Below are 21,162 nucleotides of genomic sequence, written 5' to 3'. Positions count from 1 at the left end.
CCTCCTGCTTGTCCCTTCGCTCAGGTCGCGAAGTGGCCAGGGGCATGATTTTCCGGTGCTCGCTCGCCTGACTTGGATAGGTTTTCGCTGGTTTGACTCTCCAGAAACCCCTGTGGTACCGTTCCATCGCTCTGTATTTGCACAGTTAACGAGGGGTATCAGTCATGGCGGTCGAGAAAGATCTCAAGGCCATTCTTGGCAAACTGAAATATTCTGACGACGCTAAAGTCGTCCAGCAGATCACTGAGCAAATGCGGCAGGTCCAGGCTCGTATGGCTGGGATCAAGCATAAGCTGGTCGTCATGAGCGGAAAGGGCGGGGTCGGCAAGAGCATGACCACGGTCAACCTGGCGTTAGCGTTTGCGCGGCAGGGAGCGAAGGTCGGACTATTAGATGTGGATTTGAACGGACCCTGCGTGCCTCGCATGCTGGGCATGCATGGACAGTCATTGACCATGAGGCCTGAGGGAGCGATTCCCCCGGTCGGGCCGCTTGGGGTGAAGGTCGCGTCGATGGATTTCTTCCTGGACGACGCGTCGCCGGTTCGCTGGAAGGGGCCGATGGATGTCAGCCCGGTCTGGTTGGGGCTGATGGAAATGAATGTGATCCGCGAATTCCTGGCAGATGTCGTTTGGGGCGAACTTGATTATCTGTTGGTCGATCTGCCTCCCGGGGCCGCGGCAGATAAGCCGCCGGTCATCGCCGGGTTCATTCCGGACTTGGCGGGAGCGATCGTCGTGACGACACCATCAGAAGTGGCCTCGGACGTGGTGCAGAAGTCGGTGACCTATGCCCGTGATATGGGCATCAAAGTCCTGGGCATGGTCGAGAATATGAGCGAGTATCGTTGCCCCTCTTGTGGCGAAGTGAACGAGTTGTTCGAGGGCAACACCGAGGCGATGTGCGAGGCGCTAGACCTACCGTTGCTCGGACGAATTCCCTTCGATCGGAAAATCGCTCGCACCTTCGACAAGGGAGAGCCGTTGCTGGACGAAACCTACCCGACAATTCAACGGTATCAGGAAATCGCCGGGCGCATCAGGACCTTGCTGGATTATAAAAAGGTGCTGGCCGATAAACTGTAGCTGTCACGCACCTAAGAGGAGACGCCATGAAATTCGTGTGCCTCAACTGTGAAACCTACATGAACTTTGAGAAGGTGGAGAAGCCTGGTGAGGGCACGCTGGGCGTGTTCTTCGGCTGTCCGTCTTGCAGCGCCAAGTTTTCCATGGTGACCAATCCTGGCGAAACCCAGATGGTCAGCTCTCTCGGGGTGCAGTTGGGCGGGCGTACGGTTGCGGCCGAACCGTTCGAGATGACCAGGGGCACGTTGAAAGACGAGGCCACCGCAGGCTCTGGCCAGATGGCAGCCTATTTGAACGAGAAGATTCAGGGTGGTCAGCCGACAGCAGCCGCTGCCACAGCCGCACCGACGGGCAAGCCGGGCGAGAAGCCCAGCGGCGGTTGTCCCTTCTCCGCGATGGTCGCGGAAATGGGGCTCACCTCGGGCGGTAAGCCAGCCACCGGTGGAGCGGTTACCTCGGAGTTCACCTGGTCAGCCGATGCGAAGGAGAAGCTCGATCGCCTGCCCTCGTTTGTGAAGCCGATGGTGCAGAGCAGCGTGGAAGCGTTCGCGCGCAAGCAGGGATACCAGACGATCACGTTGCAAGTGATGGACGACTCCAAGAGCGAGTCGAGCAACGGGATGACCTGGACGCCTGATGCGGAGAAGCGGCTTGAGAATATTCCGGACTTCATCCGTCCCATGGCCCGCAAAGAAGTCGAGCGGGTGGCGAAGGAGCGGGGACTGGCCACCATTACGGCGCAAGTGATGGATGACGTCAAAGATAAGTTTATGAAGTTCATGTAGGCAGATACGCGAGACTATGATCGTAACGGTACGAGGGCTCATCCGGTCAGCCGGATGGGCCCTTCCTTTAGATATGGACAGCAGTCGTGATGGTGGCATCCTGCGGAGACCGCATCGAGGTCGCGCATTGGGATTCATCATGCTGGTCTGTCTTTTCTTGTCGGCTCTGCCGCTCTGGGCGCAGCATGATGAGCAGGGTTATGCTGTAGTGCAGGAAGCAGTCGCCACTGGCCACGTACATTCTGGTGTGGCTGGCCACGAGGGGTGGGAAGGGTCAGTCGCAGGCACCGCCTATTCCGAGTTTAATCATCACCTCACCGGTTTGCTAGTCCTCATCATCGGCCTGAGCGAGTTGCGACAAGCGCTGGCGATACCGTTCTGGGCTTGGACCAGGTTTCTTTTGCCGGGCGCCTTGCTCACGGCGGGAGTGTTTCTTCTGGTCTGGAGCGACCATGATGCCTGGCCGATCGGCTCGCTCAGTTTTGCGCAGACGTTTTTCGGCAGTGACTCGGAGATCTTTCAGCATAAGAGTTACGCGCTCTTGTCATTGACCGTTGGCGCGATTGAGCTGCTCCGCCGAGTGAGACAGATCGGGCATGCGGCCTGGGCTGTTCCGTTGCCCCTGTTTGCCATCATCGGAGGCCTGATGTTGTTCGGCCATTCGCACGGCCTCCATCCCTCGGCCCACAAAATCGCCATGGGTCATGCGCTGATGGGCACCATGGCGGTGACGGCCGGCTCGTCCAAATTGTTATCGGATTGGCTCAGGGCTCCAGTCCAGGCGCGGTACTCCAAGCGGGAACTGTTCTGGTCCGGCTTGATCCTGCTTATCGGAATCCAGTTGCTTGTGTATTCAGAGTAGTCGTTCCCGGCGCGCGGTTTCTCCCCTCGCATAATTGACACTTTTCCAAACCCTGTGCTACGAGTACCAGCTCTTATCGAGCGACTTCACCTTCTTGTGCGGTCGGCCCTTCTGAGTCCGGCTGTAGGGAGTGAATATGGGTGGACATAGCCATTGGGCGACGGTTAAACGGCACAAGGGTGCCATGGACGTTAAGCGCGGGAAGATTTTCACGCGAATTATCCGCGAGGTGACGATTGCGGCTCGTACCGGCGCGGATCCGGATGGCAACCCGCGGCTCCGGCTAGCGATCTTGAAGGCCAAAGAGGCCAACATGCCCGGCGATACGCTGAAAAAAGCCATTCAGCGAGGCACGGGCGAGTTGCCCGGCGTGATGTACGAAGAGTTCCACCTGGAAGCCTATGGTCCAGGCGGGACCGGCATCTTACTGGAAATCACAAGCGACAATCGCAATCGCACCGTTGCCGAGTTGCGCAACCTCCTCACGAAGAATCATGGCAACATGGCGGAAGCCGGCGCCGTCTCCTGGCAGTTCCATAAAAAGGGACTGCTCACGATCGAGAAGGGCAAAGTCGACGAAGATACGTTGCTCTCCCTTGCGCTCGACGCAGGAGCGGAGGACGTGAAGGTGGGGGAGGCGAGTTTTGAAGTTCTCACGGACCCGCACCATTTTGAAGCAGTGAAGAAGGCTCTCGTCGATGCGAAGATCGAGACGGTGCTTGCGGAAGTCACTTTTGTCCCGCAGAACACGATCAAGCTCGAGGAGAAAGCGGCCGAACAGATGCTCAAGTTGATGGAAGTCTTGGACGAGCATGACGATGTGCAGAAGGTGCACGCGAATTTCGATATTTCCGACGAGGTGATGGAGAAGGTGGCCGCTGCTGGGTAAACAACAACACAGAGCGCTGAACGATGAACGGAGAATTCAAGATCTTCCTCCTTCGCTCAGGGGTCTGCACGCACCATTCCTCGCTGCTTCCTAGCGCATGATTGCCTCACTGACAGGCCGATTGGCCTTCAAGTCTCCGACCTCCCTGGTCCTCGATGTGCATGGGGTCGGCTACGAAGTGTTTATTCCCCTCAGCACCTACTACGGACTAGCCAATCTTGGCGACAGCACCTCCCTGAGCGTGCATACCCATGTCCGCGAAGATGCGATTCAGCTTTTCGGCTTTCTGACCTCGCAGGAAAAAGATGCCTTCGTGCTGCTGACCAGCGTGTCCGGCGTCGGGCCGAAGCTGGCGCTCAGTGTCTTGTCGGCTCTTCCTGTGTCCGATTTGGTCTTTGCGATTCAGTCTGACAATGTCGAAAAACTGACGACGGTTCCAGGGATCGGGAACAAATCGGCCAGCCGTCTGGTGTTAGAGCTCAAGGATAAAGTCGGCAAGCTCCAGCCGGGCCCCGTTCCAGCCAGCGATTCACCCAGGCAGGGACAGGATGCCACGTTCGACGATGCCCTGTCGGCGCTTGTGAATTTAGGCTACCGCCCGCAAGATGCCAAAGAGGCGTTGAAGCAGGTGAGAAAGTCCAATCCTGAGTCCATCCCGCTCAAAGACATGATTCGTGAGTCTTTGAAGGAGCTCGCACGGGGGTAAGGATGCGATCGTTATCCATCGGACTTGTCCTGTTCCTCTTGGGGTTGGGGGTCCTTCCCAGCTTCGCAGGAGAGGCGAGCGAGCCGAGAAGCATTCGCAAGACCTGCGGCACCTGTCCTGAGGGCTATGCGACTACTGGCGTGACCGAGTCCAAAGAAATTTGCAAGGACGGCGATCCTACCCTGGTGCAATGTGTCCCCCTGGGGGCCAATCTATTGCCAGTCTGCGGATTCTGCCCCGAGGGCTACCGCGAAATCGGCAGCTCGTTTGTGCCGGCCCGCTGTGGCAGTCAGGATGGGGGGCGGCTCACGCAATGTCAGCTGGAGAAGATGGAGCTGAACTTTCCTGATCCGACCCAGGGCAGTAAGACTTGTCCTCCTGATTGCGGGAGCACTGCCACGCCGGGGCAGGGGGCCTTGCCTCCTCCGCCCAAGTACTTGCCCACGCCTGAGAAAAAATAAGACCAGGAGAGAGGTCCTTTCACGATGGCCGAGCGAGTTGTCAGCACGCAGATCACCGATGAAGAGCGCAGCATCGAGAATGTGCTGCGTCCGCAGACCCTGGAGGAATATGTCGGCCAGGAGCGGATGAAGGAGTCCCTCCGGATTTGTATTGAAGCGGCCAAGCAGCGGAAGGAAGCGCTCGATCACACGATCTTTTATGGCCCGCCTGGACTGGGCAAAACCACGATCGCTCACATCATTGCCCGCGAGATGGGTGCGTCGCTCCGCTCGACCTCCGGTCTTGTCTTGGCCCATGCGGGAGATCTGGCCGCCATCCTGACGAACCTCCAAGAGCACGACGTCCTCTTCATCGACGAGATTCACCGGCTCCCTGCCTCGGTCGAAGAGGCGCTCTATCCTGCCATGGAGGATTACCAGCTCGATCTCGTGATCGGCCAGGGACCTGCAGCCAGGACGGTGAAACTGGATCTTCCTCGGTTTACGCTGGTGGGGGCCACGACCAGAGCCGGCGCCTTGACCTCTCCGCTCAGGGACCGGTTCGGTCTTGTTCACCGGCTGGAGTTTTATTCTCCATCAGAACTCCAGACCATTGTGACCCGTTCGGCGGGAGTGCTCGGGATCCCGATTGACTCCGAGGGAGCGAGGGAAATCGCCTGTCGTGCCAGGGGAACTCCCCGCATCGTTAATCGCCTGATCAAGCGGGTGCGCGACTATGCCCAGGTGAAGGCGGAAGGCCGCATTACCCAGACCGTCGCCCAGGAGGCGCTCGCTTGGCTGGGTGTCGATACGGCGGGATTCGACGAGATGGATCGTCAGATCCTTTTGGCCATTATCGACAAGTTTGCCGGGGGACCGGTCGGGGTGGAATCCCTGGCTGCTGCAGTCCAGGAAGACAAAAGTACCCTCGAAGACGTCCATGAGCCCTATTTGATTCAGGCCGGTTTCCTCGAGCGAACCGGACGCGGCCGCCAGGCCACGAAGCTGGCCTTCGATCACTTCAAGCGGCCCAATTCCCCCCTCTTCCCCTGATCTGCCTGGCCCAGCCAGCCCCTGCTGGCCGCAGATTCGAATGGGCCGGGTCCATTGCGTAAACTACTGAAAGGTCGAGGATCTCCTTGCATTGTCGGGAATGGTTCCTGTATCATTTCCTACTTGGCCTGCGCCACTTCCAGCCGACGGACGGGTAACCGCCTCACTGGGCTGGAAAGAGGGGGTTAGTTATGTCCGGAGACCTTTCCGACTACCGGAAAGAAATCGATCGTATCGATGACGAGATTTTGCATCTGCTCAATGAGCGGTCTAAAAGCGTCATTGAGATCGGGAAGCTGAAGAAGCAGCAGGACGCTGACGCCAACCTCCATACCCCGGCACGTGAGGCGGCGATCATTGCGCGCCTTGTCCAGCAGAATTCCGGACCCTTTCCCTCCGAGGCGATTCGCCCCGTCTATCGTGAAATCATGTCCGCGTCCCTCTCGCTCGAGGGCCCTCAGAAGGTCGCCTATCTGGGGCCTCGCGCCACGTTCACGCACATGGCCTGCATGCAGAAATTCGGGTCCTCCGCCCAATATATTCCGGTCAATAGCATCAAGGACGTGTTCAACGAAGTCGAGCGAGGGCGAGCCAATTTCGGCGTGGTTCCGATTGAGAACACGACGGAAGGGGTGGTGAACCATACGCTCGATATGTTCATCGACTCCAATCTCTTGATCTACGGCGAAATTCTTCAGGAAGTATCCCATCACTTGCTTTCGAAGTCCGGCGTGATGGAAGAGGTGAAGAAAATCCACTCGCATCCCCAGGCTATTGCCCAATGCCGTAACTGGCTGGAGACCAACCTCCCTAATGTGCCGGTGTCGGAAGTGGCGAGCACCGCTCGCGCGGCGGAACTGTGTCTGGAGAATCCTTCGCTTGCCGCCATTGCGTCGGAGTTAGCGGCCCAGCTTTACGGGTTGAAGGTCATCAAGGCCCGCATCGAAGACAATATGAACAATATGACCCGCTTCCTGATCCTGTCCCAGAAACCGCCTCAGCGTACGGGGAAAGATAAGACCTCCTTGATGCTGTCGGTGAAAGACAAGGTCGGCGCCCTCTATGATTTGCTCCGGCCCTTTGCCTCGCATGGCCTGAGCATGACCAAGATTGAGTCTCGTCCCTCCAGGCGGAAAGCCTGGGAGTATATTTTCTTCGTCGATATCGAAGGCCATATCGAGGAAGAGCGGGTCAAGAAAGCCGTTGAAGAAATCACCGGTCGTTGTCTCTTCATGAAAGTGCTGGGATCGTACCCGGCGCACAATTAGCACCATGGCACTGAAGGTCCACCCAGATATCGCCTCGCTGAGTCCCTATGTTCCCGGGAAGCCGATTGAGGAGCTTCAACGGGAGCTGGGTCTCGCGCGCGTCATCAAGCTGGCGTCCAACGAGAATCCCTTGGGCCCTTCCCCGAAGGCGCTCGCTGCATTGCGCGAGGGCCATGAGACGCTGCACCGCTATCCAGACGGAGGCGCGTTTCGTTTGCGCGAAGCCTTGGCGGATCGCTGCAAGGTGACGTCGGATCAGGTGATCCTCGGGAACGGATCGGATGAAATCCTGGGTTTGCTCGCCAGGACGTTTTTGGCCCCGGGCGATGAAGCGGTCATGGCGGACCAGACCTTCGTCATCTATAAGATGGAAGTGACAGCGGCGCACGGGAAGCCGGTCATCGTCCCCTTGAAACAGTGGCGGCACGATCTTTCGGCGATGGCGGACGCCATCACGGACCGGACGAGATTGCTGTTCGTGTGCAACCCCAATAACCCGACCGGCACGATGGTGTCGGCCGAGGAAGTCGAACGGCTGCTCGCGCGCGTGCCGGCTCATGTCGTCGTGATCTTCGACGAAGCCTACTTCGAGTATGTCCGGAGTCCGCAGTTCCCGGATTCCCTGGCCTATGTGAAGCAGGGGAGGAATGTGATCGTGCTGCGGACCTTTTCGAAGATCTATGGCCTCGCGGGATTGCGCATCGGGTATGGCGTGGCGACGACGGAGATCGTGAATTTTCTAAACCGTCTCCGTCCTCCCTTCAACGCCAATAGTCTGGCGCAGCGCGCCGCCCTCGCCGCTCTCGGGGACGACGATCATGTGGCGCGGAGCCGGGCGGTGAATGCAGCAGGGATGGAGCAGGTGGTCAGGGGTTTGACCGATCTCGGATTTACGCCGATTCCGAGCGAGGCGAATTTTGTCTATGTCGATATCGGACGAGATGGCCGAACGGTGTTCGAGGCCCTGTTGCGGGATGGCATCATCGTTCGTCACATCGAGGGGCCCATGGTTCGCGTGACCATCGGCCTGGAAGAAGAGAACAAGGAATTTTTGGCTGCGCTCAAGCGGGTGCTTCATTCGCGTTGAGTGCAGGGTGAGGGCAACATGATTATTGTATTAAAGCCAGAAGCCAGCGAACGGGAAGTCGACCACATTATTGATCGGCTTCGCGAGTTGGGATTGAAGTCGCAATTGTCGACCGGCCAGGAACGGACGATCATCGCCGTCATCGGCGACGATCGGATCCTGCACAATCAGCCGCTCACGGCCTTGCCTGGCGTGGAAAGTGTGCTGCCGATTCTCGCGCCCTGGAAACTGGTCAGCCGGGAGTTTAAGCGTGAAGGCACGATCATCGATGTGGGCGGCGTCAAGATCGGCGGCAACAAGCTGGTCATTATGGCGGGCCCCTGCGCGGTGGAGCGGCTCGAACTAACGGTCGGGATTGCCCACGAGGTCAAGGCGGCCGGCGCGAGCATCTTGCGCGGCGGCGCCTACAAGCCTCGCACCTCTCCCTATTCCTTTCAGGGGTTGGGACGCGAAGGATTGGACTATCTGCTGGAAGCGAAGAAGCAGACCGGGTTGCCGGTGGTCAGCGAGATTCTGGACACCCGCGACATCGACTTGTTTCTCGAAAAGGCCGACATCATCCAGATCGGCGCGCGCAATATGCAGAACTTCGAGCTCCTCAAGGAAGTCGGAGCTTACGACAAGCCGGTGCTGTTGAAGCGGGGCCTGTCGGCCACGATCAAGGAATTCCTCCTGTCGGCGGAATACATCATGTCTCGCGGAAACCAGAACGTCATGTTGTGCGAGCGGGGGATCAGGACCTTCGAAACGCAATATCGCAACACGCTCGATCTCGCGGCGGTGCCGACGTTAAAGGAACTGTCGCATTTGCCCGTCATCGTCGATCCCAGCCATGCGACCGGTAAATGGAATCTGGTGGCGCCGATGTCGAAAGCAGCCGTGGCGGCCGGAGCGGACGGCCTGCTGATCGAAGTCCATTCAAACCCGGAATGCGCGCTGTGCGACGGGGAAGAATCCATCAAGCCGAGCAAGTTCAAAGAGCTGATGCATGACATGCGGAAGATCGCAGTCGCGGTCGGTCGGGACCTGTAACCTGAAGGACTCGGGATGGAGGCTTGGCCTCGATCCAGCGTGAAGTATGGCGCCGCACTTTACACAGGTCACGATTATCGGAGTCGGGTTGATCGGCGGATCACTCGGCATGATCCTGCGCCGGAAGGGCTTGGCGACCAGGGTCGTCGGGGTCGGGCGGCGCATCGAGAATTTGAAGACGGCGGTGGAGCTGGGCGCGATCGACCGCTATGTCATCGATCCCAAAGAGGGCGTGAAGGATGCTGATCTGGTCGTGCTGGCAACGCCGGTCGATACCTATGAGCGGCATTTGACGGAATGGGCCTCCTGTTTGAAGCCGGGCGCGATTGTGACGGATGTCGGCAGTGTGAAGGGGCTCCTGGTGGAACAGGCTGAACGGGCCATGCCGGCCGGCGTCCATTTTGTCGGAGCTCATCCTATTGCCGGCAAGGAAAAGACGGGCGTGGCGGCCGGATCGGATCAGCTCTTTATGGGCGCGCGCTGCATCATCACGCCGACGAAGACGACGGATCAACAGGCGCTCAAGCAAGTGACCGCGATGTGGCAGGAGACCGGCTCGGTGGTGCTCACGATGGATGCCCATCTGCATGACAAGATCCTTGGCGCGGTGAGTCATTTGCCCCATGTGGCGGCCTTTGCCTTGATCAATGCGTTGGCTGAAATTCGCGACCAGCAGATTCCCGCTCTCGATCTGGCGAGCCATTCTGGCGGCGGGTTGCGGGACACGACCAGGATTGCCGCCAGTTCGCCTGAGATGTGGCGCGATATATTCCTCTGGAACCGCGACAATGTGGTCACGTTTATCGAAGCCTATGAGCGATCGTTGGGCCAGTTGAAGCAGCTCATCCGAGTGGGCGATGCAGCAGGGATCGAAAAGGAACTCGAACGGGCCAGGCAGGAGCGAGAGAAGCTTTCTGCAAGGCCGGTTGTGTCCGCATAGTACGTATGACGTCTATCACGATCACGCCAGGCCGGCCGTTACAGGGAACGATTTTCGTCCCCGGCGATAAGTCGATTACCCATCGCGCGATCATTCTGACCGCTTTGGCCAATGGGATCAGCAGGGTTGCTCGCTATTGCCGCGGTGAAGACTGCCTCAACACGATGCGCGCGTTGCAGGCTCTGGGCGTCCGTATCGATGAATCGGCCGAGGAATTGTGCGTGCATGGAAAAGGCTTGTGGGGCCTGACTGAGCCGAGCGGACCGATCGATTGCGGGAACTCAGGAACAGGCATTCGCCTTTTGACCGGTCTGCTGGCCGGGCAGGATTTTTTTACAGTTTTGACCGGCGATGAATCGATCAGGCGCCGTCCGATGGGGCGGATCGTCAAACCGTTGCGGGAAATGGGCGCGAGTATCGCCGGGCGTAAGGGTGGTGAACTGGCGCCTCTCGCCGTGACGGGGAGGCGTCTCCGTGCGATCACCTATGCGTCGCCTGTGGCGAGCGCGCAAATTAAATCCGCCCTGCTGCTGGCGGCCTTGTTTGCTGAAGGGACGAGCCGTCTCACTGAGCCCCGTCTCTCGCGGGACCATACGGAACGGATGTTTCAGTTTTTCGGTATCGGATTGAAGAGGGAAGGGACGACGCTGTTGGTCGAGGGCCGGCCCTCGGTCGGATGGAATGGGGTCCCGCAACTTGTTGTGCCGGGCGATTTCTCCGCCGCTGCCTTCTTCATCGTGGGCGCGACGATTGTGCCCGGCTCGGATGTGACGATTCAGCATGTGGGGATCAATCCCACTAGAACCGGTTTGCTGGATGTGATGATGAGCATGGGCGCGGATATTCAATTGCTCAATCGGCGGGAAGAAGCGGGAGAGCCGGTTGCGGATATCCGGGTGAAGTCGGCCAGATTGCACGGGGTGTCGGTCGGGCCTGAGCTGATTCCTCAGACGATCGATGAGTTCCCGATCCTCTGTGTCGCGGCTGCGGTCGCGAAGGGGGAGACGATTATTTCAGGGGCCGAGGAGCTGCGGGTGAAAGAGAGCGATCGGATCGCGACCGTCTCGACGGAATTGCGCGTGATGGGGGCGCAGATTACGGAACAGCCGGACGGGATGGTGGTGCGAGGGTTGGGCACGGCAGAGAAGAATGGCTGCTTGCAGGCTGCTCGCGGCAGGAGTCACGGAGACCATCGCGTAGCGATGTCGTTGGCCATCGCCGGCCTGACTGCGTCGGCGCCGACCGTGATCGATGAGACTGCCTGCATCGACACATCCTTCCCGGCCTTTCAGCGCACACTGTTGGAATTATTGACGGACCGTCAGTGACAGCTATAATACGGGGCCACGACGTGGGAACTGTGACGGAACATAAACAAGCGAACCGGTTGATCGTGGCGATCGACGGCCCTGCCGGTGTCGGCAAGAGCACGGCGGCCAAGTCGCTGGCTGCTCGATTGGGCTATCTCTATCTCGATACGGGGGCCCTCTATCGGGCGACGGCCTGGGCAGTGATTGAGTCAGGCTTGGATCCGGCTGATGAGGTGGCGGTTGCCGCCTTGCTACCCAGTCTTTCGATTGAGATGCCGCTGCATCACGGAACCGTTACGGTCTTAGTAAACCGCAAGGATGTGACCGGCGCACTCAGAACGCCCGGCGTGTCGGCCGCTGCCTCGGTAGTCTCTGCTATTCCCGTCGTGCGGGCCTGGCTGTTGCCGATTCAGCGACAGATTGGAGCAGGCGGGGCGGTAGTGGCGGAGGGGCGCGACATGGGCACGAAGGTGTTTCCCGCCGCAGATGTGAAATTTTTCCTCGAAGCGGATCCGAATGTGCGAGCGCAGCGCCGGCATCGGGAACTGGTGACGGCGGGCCATTCCGGGGCGCTTGAAGAGACGAATGCCGATCTGGCGAGCCGCGATACGAGGGACCGCTCCCGCGCGATCTCCCCGCTGGTTCCTGCTGAGGATGCCAGCCATATCGACACCTCGAATTTATCCGCGACCGAGGTGGTGGACCAGATGATGGCTGTGATTGCGGCGAAGTTGTGAGCGGAGCGATCTATGGGTTTTTGCGGATTCTCTTCCTGGCCATCGGGAAAATGTGTTTCCGCTATCGGGTCGTGGGGTCTGTTCCCAAGAGCGGCGGGTTCATCGTGGCGGCGAACCATGCCAGTTATTTGGATATCCCGTTCCTGGGTTGTGGGCTAGGGCGGCGGGCCTGGTATTTGGGGCGGAGCGATCTTTTCTCGGTTCCAGGCGGCAAGGCGATCTGCCAATGGTTGGGATGGATTCCCTTGCGGACCGGCCGGTTGGATCGTGACGCATTCGGCAAGGCAGTCAGTTTGATCAAGGCAGGAAAGATCGTGGTGATCTTTCCTGAGGGGAGCCGCAGCCAGGACGGACGGCTGCAAGTTCCCAAGCCGGGGATCGGCGTGATTGTGGCGCAGACCGGCTGTCCGGTGGTGCCGGCCTATCTCAAGGGCACCTACGAGGTGCTGCCGATGGGCACCATGTGGCCGCGTTTTCGTCCCGTGACCGTGTTGTATGGCGAGCCCCTCACGTTTTCCCGAAACGGGGAGCACGGAGAAGGGAAGCAGTTTTATCAGGAGGTGAGTCGCACCGTGATGAATCGCATCGCCTCCTTAGGTGTCATCGAGTCTCCGGTTCAGCAGTCCAGTGCCGGCATTCGCAACGCTGAGTGAATGTCGGTGTTTCTTTAACCATCAGCACCCGACACCTGTCGGAAGGGTAGGATTCACCCATGAGTACGGTTTCGCCATCGAGTGACCAGCAGTTAGACCGAGCGGCCTTAGCGGCCCTGTACGAGGAGACCTTCAAAAACCTCGAAGAGGGCACCATCACGGAGGGCCGCGTCGTTGCCGTGAGCAAAGACAAGGTCGTTGTCGATATCGGATACAAGTCCGAAGGCATGATCTCGAACGATCAGTTTTCCACCGAGGAGCTCCAGAACCTCAAGGTGGGCGATCCGATCAAAGTCTACATCGAGGAGTGCGAAGACGCGGACGGCAATCTGGTTTTGTCGAAAGAAAAAGCCGACAAGATGAAGATTTGGGAAGAGCTGGAGAAGCTCTTCAATGAAGAGAAGAGCATCGACGGCAAGATCGTGGCGCGGATCAAGGGCGGCATGATGGTGGACATCGGCGTGAAGGCGTTTTTGCCTGGCTCGCAGATCGACCTCCATCCGGTGCGGGATCTCGACGGGCTGGTCGGGCGCACGTTCCCCCTCAAGATCATCAAGATCAATCATCGCCGCGGCAACGTCGTCGTTTCCCGGCGCGTGCTGCTGGAAGAGACGAGAGATTCGAAGCGGAAGAACACCCTCTCCACGTTGAAGGAAGGGCAGTTGATCCAAGGCGTGGTGAAGAACATCACGGATTACGGAGCCTTCATCGACCTCGGCGGCATCGACGGACTGCTCCACATCACGGACATGTCCTGGGGCCGTGTCGGCCATCCGTCGGAAATGTTCAACATCGGCGATAAGGTGGAAGTCAGCGTCCTCAAGTACGATCGCGAGACCGGACGTATTTCACTCGGTCTGAAGCAGAAGAGCGCGGATCCATGGAGCGGCGTGGCCGGCAAGTACGCAATCGGCACGCGCGTCCGCGGCCGTGTCGTGAGCTTGACCGATTACGGCGCGTTCATCGAACTCGAACCGGGCGTCGAGGGATTGGTCCATGTCTCCGAGATGTCCTGGACGCATGAAGTGCGGCATCCGTCGCGCGTCGTCTCCATCGGCGATCAGGTCGAAGCGGCGGTGTTGAACGTGGATCCTGGCAGCAGGAAGATCTCGCTCGGCATGAAGCAGACGGCGCCGAACCCCTGGGATATGGTGGAAGGCAAGTACGCCATCGGCACGCGCATCGAAGGGAAGGTGAAGAGCCTCACAGACTTCGGCGCGTTCGTCGGACTCGAAGAGGGCATCGATGGATTGATCCATATTTCCGACATGTCCTGGACGAAGCACATCAAGCATCCCTCTGAGCTCTTCAAGAAGGGCCAGAAGGTCGAAGCCGTGGTTCTGCGGATCGACAAGGAAAAGGAGCGGCTGTCGCTCGGGTATAAGCAGCTGGGGAGCGATCCCTGGGACGCCGAGATCCCGAACCGGTACGGTGTCGGGGATGTGGCGGTCGGGAAGGTCAGCAAGATCGCCGACTTCGGCATCTTCGTCGAATTGGACGGAGGCGTTGAAGGCTTGATTCACATCAGCGAGGCGGGTCTCGATGCGCAAGCCAAGCTGGAAGAGAAGTTCAAGCTGGGCGATGAAGTGACGGCCAAGATCATCAAGGTGGATCGTGAAGAGCGGAAGATTGCGCTCAGCTTGCGCGATCACCAGTCGGATAGCGATCGCCGGCAGGTGGATGAATACCATTCCACCCAAGGCACGTTGGACCAGAGCTTGGGTCGCGCGGCGAAGCAGAGCCGGAAACGTGGCTCAGCCGAGGACGAGAAGTAGGTTCGAGTCACCGGGTTTCCGTATATGCCGGGAGCGCCTAGGCGCTCCCGGCATTGTGAGTGAACAGAAAAATTATGGCTCTTGAAACAGATAAGCCGGCCAAGCGCGGCATCCTGCGTAAAATATTCTGGGCGCTCGGCCTCGGGCTGGGGTTCCTCTTCCTGATGAATCTGTTCTTCCCCGATCTCGATTTTTCGATGGAGGACCGGGTGGGAGTGATTCGCATCGAAGGGGTCATCCTGGATGCGCAAGCCACGATCAGCGAGTTGAAGCGGTTTGCGGAGAATCCCTCCGTGAAAGCGATCGTCTTGCGGATCGACAGTCCCGGCGGAGGGGTCGTGCCGTCGCAGGAAATCCACGATGCGGTGCAGCGGGTGCGCAGCAAACACAATAAGGCGGTGATTACCTCCATGGGCACGGTGGCGGCGTCCGGGGGGTACTATATTGCGGTGGCGACCGATCGGATCATGGCCAATTCAGGAACCCTGACGGGGAGTATCGGGGTCATCATGGAGATGGCCAACGTCGAGGGGCTGCTCAAGAAGATCGGGGTCGAAGGCATCGTGATTAAAAGCGGGCGCTATAAGGATGTGGGGTCGCCGCTCCGGAAGATGAGCGATGAGGAGCGCGCGCTGCTCCAATCCGTCATGGACGATGTCCATCAGCAGTTTATCGAGGCGGTGGCGGAGGGGCGTGGACTCGATCTGGCGGTTGTGCAGGCCCTGGCGGACGGCAGGATTTTCACGGGTCGTCAGGCCAAAGCGTCAAAGCTGGTGGACGAACTCGGCGATTTGGACGATGCCATCCAGCTTGCGGCGGATGTGGCCGGTATCGAGGGAGAGCCGAAAGTCATTGAGCCGCGCCGGCGATTTTCGATCAGAGAGTTGATCGAGTCGCGATTGTCGGTGCTCTTTCCCAAGTTGGATTTTTATTCCGGGGTCGGGTTGAAGTATCTTATGGCGTTTTAGCGCGGTCGGGTCGGCCGGTTGGCCGATTCACACCACGAAAGGGGAGCCCATTATGACGAAGGCCCAGATCATCGAGCGTGTATCCGAGCAGGTGACGACCTTGACGAAGCGGCAGGCGGAAGTCGTCGTCAATACGATTTTCGACTGTGTGCGGGACTCGTTGAAGAACGGCGACAAGACGGAGATTCGAGGGTTCGGCAGCTTTCGGTTGCGGGCTCGCCGGATGAAAGAGGGGCGGAATCCCAAGACCGGCGCCACCGTGGCGGTGCCAGCCAAGAAGGTGCCGTTCTTCAAGGCCGGCAAAGAATTGAAAGAACTCCTGAACCAGTCATAACAGGAAGCGGACCATGAACTCACCAGATTCTCAGGATGCGGTCGGGATAGATGTCCGTTGGACGGACGAGGCCTCCAAACGTCTCGAGCGGGCCCCATTATTTTTGCGCGGCATGGTTCGCCGTTTGGCCGAAAAGAAGGCCAAGGAATTTGGCTACGCGGAGATTACGGGGGAGATCCTCGATCAGTTCAAGAATCAAATGATGGGTGGGATGGGCGGCGAATCCGGCATGGCGGACGCGGCGGAGCAAATGGCGCAAGGCCATCTCCCCTGGACGGCTGCCGCCAAGGAACGGCTAAACACCGTGCCGGAATTCATGCGCGGCATGACCAAGCAAATTGCCGAAGAGATCGCCAAGGAGCGAGGGCATCTCGAGGTGAACGTCGAGCTCTTCGAAAAGGTGGAAGCGCTGGGCGATCTCCGTGAGGCTTCGGCGCCTCCCTTGGAGTGGAGCGAGGGGGCGCTGGCCCAGTTGCACGAGAAATTGAAACAATCGCCGCCGATCGCCGTGGAATTCGTTACGGACATGCTGAAACGGGACACGGAAGATTTGGCGAGAGAGAAGGGCGTGACGAAGATCGACGAGTCGATCTTGCTGCAATTGTGGGGCGCCCCTCAAGAGCGAGTCGCCTGGACCGATGAGGCCTGGAAGCGGCTGCAGACGTCTCCTGATTTCGTGCGCAGCGGAATCCGCAAGGCCGCCGAGCGGCGGGCTCGGAAGCTCGGGCTCAAAGAGATCGATTCGGAGCATCTGACGGGCTTTCGGAATCAGGCCATGATGAAAGCGGTCAAACGGATTCGCTCATTCGGATACAACGAGTTGACGTTTGAGGCTTTCGATACGGCGTTGGAGAAGACCAAGCGGCTGCAGGGGAATGAACAGGCGGAAAAGCGCCTTCAGGAAATTCGCGGGCATTTTGCCGATCCGGACGTGAAGAAGCCGGAAGGTGGGACGCTCGGCGCCGATTTGATGGGACGCTTTCGCCGGTATCTCAAGGGCGAAGGGTCGCTCTAGCGGCAGGATGCTGAAAAAGGCCACCAGCTTCGTTCTCGCTTCGTTCAAACCCTCAACGTACCCAAAGGGTACGCCTCGGGCTTTCACTCGCTGCGGCCTTGCTGGACGGCCTTTTTGAGCATCCTGCAAGGGCAGTTTTTTCATCCTGCCAGTTCGCGCTAACACGCAATGGATTACTCACGCGGTTCTCGGCCACGTTGTAGACGGCCCCTCTCTGAGCTAGACTGCCGCTGCTTGTTGCGGCCAGAACTTATGACGGATTTGCGGAAGAGGTTCGCTGTCCAAATTGGGGATATCGTAGAGACAGCGATCGATCGTTGCGACTTCTTCTTCGGTCAGTTCCAGGAGGACTCTCGTCTTCCAGAACTGATCGAGAGCGAAATAATCTCCTGACTGGGGCTTCTCAGCCAAGAGCGCCTTCATCTTCTCGAATCCTGCCGTGTCCACTCCGGGGATGCGACCCTTATTGCGGTCGTGGCACCAGTGCAGGATCTCGGCGATTCCGTACATCGACAGATCAATTTTCATCATCTTGCTCATGGGTCCTCCTTGCCAAGAAAACAGTATATCCCAAACGCAACGCCGTTTTCAAAGCCTTGCTACGCCCGCCAGGACTGGGAAAGTGCGTTTTGGCGTGGATTACTGCACGGGCGGATTGATTGCCAGGAGAAAGCGTTGGTCTGTATACTGGCGCGACTGACTTCGACTGACGGCCTGGTGAAGGGCATATGTATGCAGAGGTATTTCCCTGTCGCCTGGTCCCTACGTGAGGAGTCCTGCGTGAGCAAACAGGGCGACGGCCATAATGGGCGCAGGCATTTGAATCTGGCGGTCGTAGCGACCGGTCTCGTTCTCCTTATAGTCAGTGGCTGTACCAAGCAGGATCCCTATACCCCGCCTGATCTTTTCTATTATTTTGCCAGCTACAAAGTCGGCAAGAGTCCGACCACCGTGACCACGACGGATGTCAATCAAGACGGGCTGACTGATTTGCTGACAACCAACATCGGCAGCAATACGCTCTCGATTCTCCTGGGCAACGGTGACGGCACCTTCCGCGAGCAAGTCCAACTGAATGTCTGCAAGGAGCCACGCTCACTGGCGCTGGGGTTGTTCAACCGCGACTCCTATCCCGATGTGGCATTGGCCTGTTCCGGGGGCGACGAAGTGTCGGTCCTTCTCGGTCGCGTCGACGGGAAGTTCGAAGAAGGCCCGCGCTATCCGGTCCATCGGACTCCCATTGCCATCGCCAGCGCCGATCTGAACGGCGATCATGCGCCGGATCTCGTAGTCGCATTGCGCAATGACAAGATCAAGGTCTTTCTGGGGGCTGGCACCGGCGATTTTACCCCTGGGGCGCAGTACGAATATGGCGATACGCCCACATCCATCGCGCTGGCAGACTTGAATGGCGACGGGACGATCGACCTAGCTGTGACGAACGGGGGGCCGATGTCGAACGCTGTGTCCATTTGGGCTGGGAACGGGGACGGGACCTTCCGCCTTCCCACCGACTATCGGACGGACAAGCGCCCGCTCGGGGTCAGCTTCGCTGATTTCAATAATGACCGGATCCACGATCTGCTGGTGATCAACGGCGAGAAGGATAGCTTCACAACTTTTCTCGGTAACGGGAATGGGACGTTCCTGCCTGGCCATGATTCCGGCGCCGATGCAGGGCCGAATTTCGGGCTGGCCCGCGACTTCAACGGCGATCATCGCATCGACGTCGCCATCGTCAATCTCCAGTCGAGCGATTTGTCGATTCTCTTTGGCCGGGGCGATGGAACCTTCGAGTATCCACCCAAAAATTATGGGACGAAGCCGGGCCCCTTTGCCCTTGCGACGTTTCGTGTCACGACGAAGGAAGAGGAAGAGCCGGGGCTTGTGACGGCGGACAACGGCAATGGCAGCGTCTCCATCTTTTTGCATCGAGGCTTGAAGTCTGTGACCGCCCCCGCTGCGGACAGGCAGTAAGGTTTGTCCCAACTCGACCGATGACGAGAGTGACAGCAAAGGGCCGTCTGCTTGACAGCCTATCGACCCTCGGCTAGAGTGGCCAATAGTGCGATTTTATGCCTATTCGTGCTCGGTTTGAGGATATCAGTGAGATCCTTTGGGTGGTGGTTTGCTATCGGTGCGCTGCTCACACTGTCGATCCTGATGGTTCAGGGGGGAGTGCGAGACCTGCTTGATGGAGCCGCTCCCGGGAACGGGGCGAGCCCCTACCTCTCGTTCGGCACGACGATTTTCGGCGGAGGCTTGCTGGCCGGCTGTTTGGCGCTAGTGATGAAACGACTTCGGTAGAAACCGACGACTGAACTAGGGCGCACCGATGGACTGTTTGAAATGCAAAGGCTTCATGATGGTCGAGCGTCACTATACGCTAGTCAACCGACGCCTCTATGCCCGTTGTTTGAATTGTGGATTCTGGATTGACCTTGCCGACCTGCTCCGATTCTTCCATAAAGTGATCGACAGCGGGTTTCGCGGAGGAAAGGTGCGGGAGTCATTTACCCTATGAGCAGGAGTGATACGCGCATGATGACAAGAGACGATGAGAAGTCCTCTCGCGGGATATCCCTCGCCAATACTGCGAGGCTGCTCGTTGGTCTTGCGATAATCAGTGCGGCGACCGCCACTCCCTCCCTTGCGCTCGCGAAAAGCGTCGCGGCTCAACCGGTGTATGTTCAGCCCGCGATGGCCGGGCATCAGCTTCCTCCCTGGCGAGTCGCTCCAGCCCATGGCATTCTGCTCAAGGATCTCAAGACCGGGCGGGTGTTGTACGAACACGATGCCGGGAAGCGGATGTCCCCAGCCAGTCTCACGAAAATCATGTCGGCGCTGGTCATTCTGGAGAAGGGGCAGCTGGATGATCTCGTGACGATCAGCCCCAATGCCGCCAGGGCTCACAAGACGCACTTGCGCGTGAAGGCGGGGCAGGTTTTCCGGTTGGAAGATCTGCTGAAGGCCATGTTAATCATGTCCGCAAACGATGCCTGCCTTGCCGCGGTGGAGCATGTGGGGGGCGACGAAGCACAGTTCGTGGTCCTCATGAATGCCAAGGCGGCGGCCCTCGGCTTGGCCGATACGCATTTCAGCAATGGCTGCGGGTTCGACAACCCGGACCATTACTCGACGGCCGAAGACCTGGCGACGTTGAGTGTCATTGCCCTCGATCAGCCGATCTTCCGGCAGTTGGTCCGTGAAGAGCGGGCGATCATTACGCCGGTCAACGGACAGCATGCGTATATCCTGCACACCACGAACAAACTGTTGGGGCGCATCCCCGGCGTCGAAGGGGTGAAGACGGGATTTACGTCCAAGGCCGGCCGGTGCCTGATTGCCAAGGTCTCTCAGAATGGGAGCGATTTGTTGCTGGTGATTCTCAACTCGAATCGCCGTTGGAATACCGCGACGAACCTCATTAGCTACGGGCTCCGGGTCTCTGAAGTCCCCCACTGAATTCCCCCGCGTGATGATCTCGATATGCGCTGAGGCGCGACGGCGTAGCCTGATGGCTGCGCCACGGCGCTTGCTCGCGTAATTCCTCATAGGGCGCGGTGAAGGTCGTCAGGCCTGGTCTGTGTGGAAGGCGAGGCGCGCGGGAGTTGGCAGGGGCCGAGCCCCTGCCGGATTTTCTACCGAAGAGGGGAGAACTCGACGTTGACGTCTTTCCCGAGATAGTTGATGACGAACCCCTGCTTGTCGTACGCCAGGATGGCGCCCATCACGTTCTCATCTCCGTATTCTTCCTGTCCCAACAGCTTGCGCACGTCATCAGGGCTTTCACTGTTCAAGACGTTGCGGAAGATGCCGCGGGTCTTATAGGAGAATCGGTTATTGATAAAGATGAGATCGACCTTGCCGTCCTGGATCCGCACGCCGGCCATCGGACCGGTCGGTTTACGTTGGTCGAGCAGGAAAATAAACAAGGCTTCCTGTTCCACTTTAATTCCAGGAATTTTTTCATTCACCAGCGAGTCCAATGCGGTGGCTTCGGAGTCTCCCAGTTTGACGCCAAACAGTGAGACGTCGGTGCTTTTCAAGAGCTTGGCGTCCATCACGTCGTTCTTGCTCAATTCGTAGGGCTCGGCATAGCCGGAAGAGATCCATGGGCCGACTCCGGCCATGACCAGGCAGGTCAGCGTGACAACTCGCAATACATCCTTCATCGACTTCTCCTTACCCCGGGTTTCGAGAGCTCACTGGTGCGTACAATC

Annotated in this window: 24 protein-coding genes; 22 read left to right on the top strand and 2 right to left on the bottom strand. The window is 58.7% G+C overall.

What is annotated here, in order from left to right:
* Positions 1-164 precede the first annotated feature (164 nt).
* The 18 genes from NT179_07280 (at position 165) to NT179_07195 (ending at position 16,939) form a co-directional block, all read left to right on the top strand.
* Positions 165-1,085 (top strand): Mrp/NBP35 family ATP-binding protein, encoded by a 921-nt coding sequence (locus NT179_07280; protein ID MCX5721819.1) that lies wholly within the window; start codon positions 165-167, stop codon positions 1,083-1,085.
* 26 nt (positions 1,086-1,111) lie between these two features.
* Positions 1,112-1,870: a PCP reductase family protein gene (locus NT179_07275; protein MCX5721818.1), complete on the top strand. Its 759-nt coding sequence runs from the start codon at positions 1,112-1,114 to the stop codon at positions 1,868-1,870.
* Positions 1,871-2,009: 139 nt separating this feature from the next.
* Positions 2,010-2,732, top strand: coding sequence for a hypothetical protein (locus tag NT179_07270; GenBank protein MCX5721817.1), 723 nt, complete (start codon positions 2,010-2,012; stop codon positions 2,730-2,732).
* 136 nt (positions 2,733-2,868) lie between these two features.
* Complete coding sequence (locus NT179_07265; protein ID MCX5721816.1) at positions 2,869-3,621, top strand: YebC/PmpR family DNA-binding transcriptional regulator; 753 nt, start codon at positions 2,869-2,871, stop codon at positions 3,619-3,621.
* A gap of 97 nt (positions 3,622-3,718) precedes the next feature.
* Positions 3,719-4,327: a Holliday junction branch migration protein RuvA gene (gene ruvA / locus NT179_07260; protein ID MCX5721815.1), complete on the top strand. Its 609-nt coding sequence runs from the start codon at positions 3,719-3,721 to the stop codon at positions 4,325-4,327.
* Positions 4,328-4,329: 2 nt separating this feature from the next.
* On the top strand, positions 4,330-4,788 hold the full coding sequence (locus NT179_07255; protein ID MCX5721814.1) for a hypothetical protein: 459 nt from the start codon (positions 4,330-4,332) through the stop codon (positions 4,786-4,788).
* A gap of 24 nt (positions 4,789-4,812) precedes the next feature.
* Positions 4,813-5,820, top strand: coding sequence for a Holliday junction branch migration DNA helicase RuvB (gene ruvB / locus NT179_07250; GenBank protein ID MCX5721813.1), 1,008 nt, complete (start codon positions 4,813-4,815; stop codon positions 5,818-5,820).
* Positions 5,821-6,011: 191 nt separating this feature from the next.
* Entirely contained in the window at positions 6,012-7,088 is a 1,077-nt protein-coding gene (pheA, locus tag NT179_07245; GenBank protein ID MCX5721812.1) for a prephenate dehydratase, read from the top strand.
* 4 nt (positions 7,089-7,092) lie between these two features.
* Positions 7,093-8,175: a histidinol-phosphate transaminase gene (gene hisC, locus NT179_07240; protein ID MCX5721811.1), complete on the top strand. Its 1,083-nt coding sequence runs from the start codon at positions 7,093-7,095 to the stop codon at positions 8,173-8,175.
* A gap of 18 nt (positions 8,176-8,193) precedes the next feature.
* Positions 8,194-9,207, top strand: coding sequence for a 3-deoxy-7-phosphoheptulonate synthase (aroF, locus tag NT179_07235; protein MCX5721810.1), 1,014 nt, complete (start codon positions 8,194-8,196; stop codon positions 9,205-9,207).
* Positions 9,208-9,253: 46 nt separating this feature from the next.
* Positions 9,254-10,147, top strand: a complete 894-nt coding sequence (locus NT179_07230; GenBank protein ID MCX5721809.1) for a prephenate dehydrogenase/arogenate dehydrogenase family protein — start codon at positions 9,254-9,256, stop codon at positions 10,145-10,147.
* 5 nt (positions 10,148-10,152) lie between these two features.
* Positions 10,153-11,475: a 3-phosphoshikimate 1-carboxyvinyltransferase gene (gene aroA / locus NT179_07225; GenBank protein ID MCX5721808.1), complete on the top strand. Its 1,323-nt coding sequence runs from the start codon at positions 10,153-10,155 to the stop codon at positions 11,473-11,475.
* A gap of 23 nt (positions 11,476-11,498) precedes the next feature.
* Positions 11,499-12,194, top strand: coding sequence for a (d)CMP kinase (gene cmk / locus NT179_07220; protein ID MCX5721807.1), 696 nt, complete (start codon positions 11,499-11,501; stop codon positions 12,192-12,194).
* Positions 12,191-12,847: a lysophospholipid acyltransferase family protein gene (locus NT179_07215; GenBank protein MCX5721806.1), complete on the top strand. Its 657-nt coding sequence runs from the start codon at positions 12,191-12,193 to the stop codon at positions 12,845-12,847. Before cmk ends, NT179_07215 begins: the two co-directional genes overlap by 4 nt.
* A 59-nt stretch (positions 12,848-12,906) precedes the next feature.
* Complete coding sequence (locus tag NT179_07210) at positions 12,907-14,622, top strand: 30S ribosomal protein S1 (GenBank protein MCX5721805.1); 1,716 nt, start codon at positions 12,907-12,909, stop codon at positions 14,620-14,622.
* Between the two features lie 74 nt (positions 14,623-14,696).
* Complete coding sequence (sppA, locus tag NT179_07205; protein MCX5721804.1) at positions 14,697-15,590, top strand: signal peptide peptidase SppA; 894 nt, start codon at positions 14,697-14,699, stop codon at positions 15,588-15,590.
* 52 nt (positions 15,591-15,642) lie between these two features.
* On the top strand, positions 15,643-15,924 hold the full coding sequence (locus NT179_07200; protein ID MCX5721803.1) for an integration host factor subunit beta: 282 nt from the start codon (positions 15,643-15,645) through the stop codon (positions 15,922-15,924).
* Between the two features lie 13 nt (positions 15,925-15,937).
* Positions 15,938-16,939, top strand: a complete 1,002-nt coding sequence (locus NT179_07195; protein MCX5721802.1) for a PCP reductase family protein — start codon at positions 15,938-15,940, stop codon at positions 16,937-16,939.
* 219 nt (positions 16,940-17,158) lie between these two features.
* On the opposite strand, the gene NT179_07190 is transcribed toward NT179_07195, so the two are convergent.
* Positions 17,159-17,479 carry a hypothetical protein gene (locus NT179_07190; GenBank protein ID MCX5721801.1) on the bottom strand — a complete coding sequence of 107 codons (321 nt, stop codon included), beginning with the start codon at positions 17,477-17,479 and terminating at the stop codon, positions 17,159-17,161.
* A gap of 240 nt (positions 17,480-17,719) precedes the next feature.
* Here NT179_07190 and NT179_07185 point away from each other — a divergent pair, with 240 nt between their 5' ends.
* From NT179_07185 to NT179_07170, 4 genes are all read left to right on the top strand, one after another.
* Positions 17,720-18,916 (top strand): VCBS repeat-containing protein, encoded by a 1,197-nt coding sequence (locus NT179_07185; protein MCX5721800.1) that lies wholly within the window; start codon positions 17,720-17,722, stop codon positions 18,914-18,916.
* Between the two features lie 129 nt (positions 18,917-19,045).
* A complete protein-coding gene (locus tag NT179_07180) occupies positions 19,046-19,246 on the top strand; it encodes a hypothetical protein (protein MCX5721799.1) in 201 nt (66 codons plus the stop codon).
* A gap of 28 nt (positions 19,247-19,274) precedes the next feature.
* Positions 19,275-19,463, top strand: a complete 189-nt coding sequence (locus tag NT179_07175) for a hypothetical protein (GenBank protein ID MCX5721798.1) — start codon at positions 19,275-19,277, stop codon at positions 19,461-19,463.
* Between the two features lie 17 nt (positions 19,464-19,480).
* Positions 19,481-20,404: a D-alanyl-D-alanine carboxypeptidase gene (locus tag NT179_07170; protein MCX5721797.1), complete on the top strand. Its 924-nt coding sequence runs from the start codon at positions 19,481-19,483 to the stop codon at positions 20,402-20,404.
* Positions 20,405-20,580: 176 nt separating this feature from the next.
* Here NT179_07170 and NT179_07165 read toward each other — a convergent pair whose 3' ends face one another.
* Complete coding sequence (locus tag NT179_07165; protein ID MCX5721796.1) at positions 20,581-21,114, bottom strand: hypothetical protein; 534 nt, start codon at positions 21,112-21,114, stop codon at positions 20,581-20,583.
* Between the last annotated feature and the right edge of the window lie 48 nt (positions 21,115-21,162).

The organism is Nitrospirota bacterium, from assembly GCA_026387665.1.
Classification (GTDB): Bacteria; Nitrospirota; Nitrospiria; order Nitrospirales; family Nitrospiraceae; genus Palsa-1315.
This window is presented reverse-complemented; position numbering and strand designations above follow the sequence as displayed.